2 protein-coding genes and 1 pseudogene are annotated in these 2,121 nt (G+C 71.0%); 1 reads left to right on the top strand and 2 read right to left on the bottom strand.

Annotation, left to right across the window (positions count from 1 at the left end; genetic code table 11):
- A partial coding sequence (locus tag D7Y11_RS42435; protein ID WP_148139290.1) for a hypothetical protein occupies nt 1–973 on the bottom strand: 973 nt, incomplete at its 3' end.
- Nucleotides 974–1,163: 190 nt separating this feature from the next.
- Between D7Y11_RS42435 and D7Y11_RS42430 the strand changes: the two genes are divergently transcribed.
- The gene (locus tag D7Y11_RS42430; protein WP_120581694.1) at nt 1,164–1,994 is read left to right on the top strand and encodes an urease accessory protein UreD; all 831 of its coding nucleotides are present in this window, start codon (nt 1,164–1,166) and stop codon (nt 1,992–1,994) included.
- Between the two features lie 18 nt (nt 1,995–2,012).
- On the opposite strand, the pseudogene D7Y11_RS42425 reads toward D7Y11_RS42430, so the two are convergent.
- Nucleotides 2,013–2,121 (bottom strand): annotated as a pseudogene (locus D7Y11_RS42425) (IS5/IS1182 family transposase); the annotation flags it as partial.

Genomic DNA, 2,121 nt, shown 5'->3' with positions numbered 1-2,121 from the left:
GGGGGAAGGGGGTGGTGCTCTGCGCGGTCGTTTTGCCGGTGATGCGGCCGAAGTGGCTGAACCGGCCGCTGCACGTCCCGGCGCAGGTGCTGTAGACGGGCTGGTGCATGCGCACGGGCTTCACCAGCCCGCCGGGCTGCCGGATGCCGAACTCCTGCGTGAGGATGGAGGCCAGCGACGTGCAGTGGAGGGTCAGGGTGACGCGGCTGCTGCCCTGCGTGGTCAGGCGGGCGTTGGAGGGCTTGTTCTGGGACAGGGGGCGCGAGTACAGGTCGTGCGCCGCGCCCAGGCTCGTTCCCGCGGAGTTGGTGCGCGAGTAGGACGCCTCCCAGGAGCACTGGCAACCCTCGGCGGGGCCGATCTTGATCAGGCCGTGGGCGTAGCTCAGGGCCTCGCCGTACAGCGAGGGCTCACGCCGGGCCACCTCGCGCACCAGGTCGAACTGCTTCGTCCCCATCTCCTTCTCGATGGCGCCGAGGGTCTTCTGCAGGGCGTTGCTCACGTGCAGGACCTCGCGGCTGGCGGAGATGCCCGGCGCGGCCGTCAGCTGGCAGGTCTTCTCGTCCTCGCAGGCGAGGCTGACGTCATAGGGCTGGCTGGCCAGCTCCCGGCCCTGCGCCTCACGTACGACGAGCCGCTGGGCCCAGCCCGTCTCCCACGGCTCCTGCACCGCGCCGGACAGCTTCACCTCCACCTCCTCGCCGGCCTTGGGCGAAAGCCGCTCGCCCGCGGTGATCTTCTCCGTGCCGTCATAGGACAGGACCTCCACCTCCCCGGGCAGGGACTTCGACTCCGCGGACCAGCGGATGCGCGCGGTCAGCTCGCCGTCCTGCATGGACACGTTGACGATGGTGGCAGGCATCTCGCGCGTTTCAGCGGCGTGGACGGGCGCGGCCACGAACAGGCAACCCACGGCGAACGAGGAGAGGGTCAGGGCGCGAAGCCAGGAGGCTCGGGGGGAACGACGGTGCATGGTGCTGTGCCTTGGGAAGAAGGTTCCGCCATATCTGACACGCGATGTCAGGATTGGCGGGCCGCCCCAAGAGCAGGTTGCGTGCCAGCGAGCCTCCACGTCTGTCGCGAGGGAGGGGGGCTGTAGCGCGAAACGCTACGCAGGACCGGTGCACGGCTTTCCGGTGCGGCTCACGTGCTAGAAGGGGAGGGTGATTGCCGCTCTTCCCGGCCCGGAGCGCGCGGGCGTCGCGAGGCTCGCGTTCGAACGCTCGGGGCCCCGCACCGTGGTGCGCACCGCGCTGGCGCACAGCCCCTTGCGGCTGCTCACGCCTCGCAACCACGGCCACGCGGCGTGGGCCTATACCAGCTCCTTCGGTGGCGGGCTGGTGGACGGGGACCACCTGCGGCTGGAGGTGGATGTGGCGGACGGCGCGTCGGCGCTGCTCGCGACGCAGGGCTCGAACCGTGTCTACCGCTCGCCCAACGGTTGCCGCAGTGATCTCGTCGCGCGCGTGGGCCGGGACGCGCTGCTGGCGTGGGTGCCGGACCCCACCGTCTGCTTCACCGACGCCCGCTATTCACAGACATTGGATGTGACGCTTTCGCCGGGCGCGTCGCTGGTGCTCGCGGACGTGGTGACGGCGGGGCGGAGCGCCCGGGGCGAGCGCTGGGCCTTCCTGCACTACGCCTCGCGCCTGCGCGTCGCGCGGGAAGGGCGCGCGTTGGTGGATGAGCGGTGGGTGCTGGACCCCGCGCACGGCGCGCTGCCGGAGCGGCTGGGCCGCTTCGACGCGCTGGCGTCCGTGCTGCTGGTAGGGCCCGCGTTGAAGGATGCTCGGGAGGCCCTGGCCGCGCGCGTGGCGGGCCTGCCGGTGAAGCCTCGCGCCCGGGAGGTCATCTCCGCCAGCCCCCTGGGCGAGGACGGACTGCTGCTGCGCGTAGCGGCCGTGTCGTTGGAGACGCTGCTGGCCACCACGCGCGACTGGCTGTCCTTCCTACCGGGCCTGCTGGGTGACGACCCGTGGGCCCGGCGGGTGTGACTAGGGCGTGTCCGCAAATTAGAGCCAGAGGCGGATGGAGGCGATATGGACCATCGCCAGGTAGTTGGCGGCGCGCTTCTCATAGCGCGTCGCCACCCGCCGGTTCTGCTTCAAGCGATTGAAGAGA

This window comes from Corallococcus sp. AB018, from assembly GCF_003986945.1.
Classification (GTDB): Bacteria; Myxococcota; Myxococcia; order Myxococcales; family Myxococcaceae; genus Corallococcus; species Corallococcus exiguus.
Note: the sequence above shows the minus strand (reverse complement) of the source record. Positions and strands in the feature narration are given on the sequence as shown.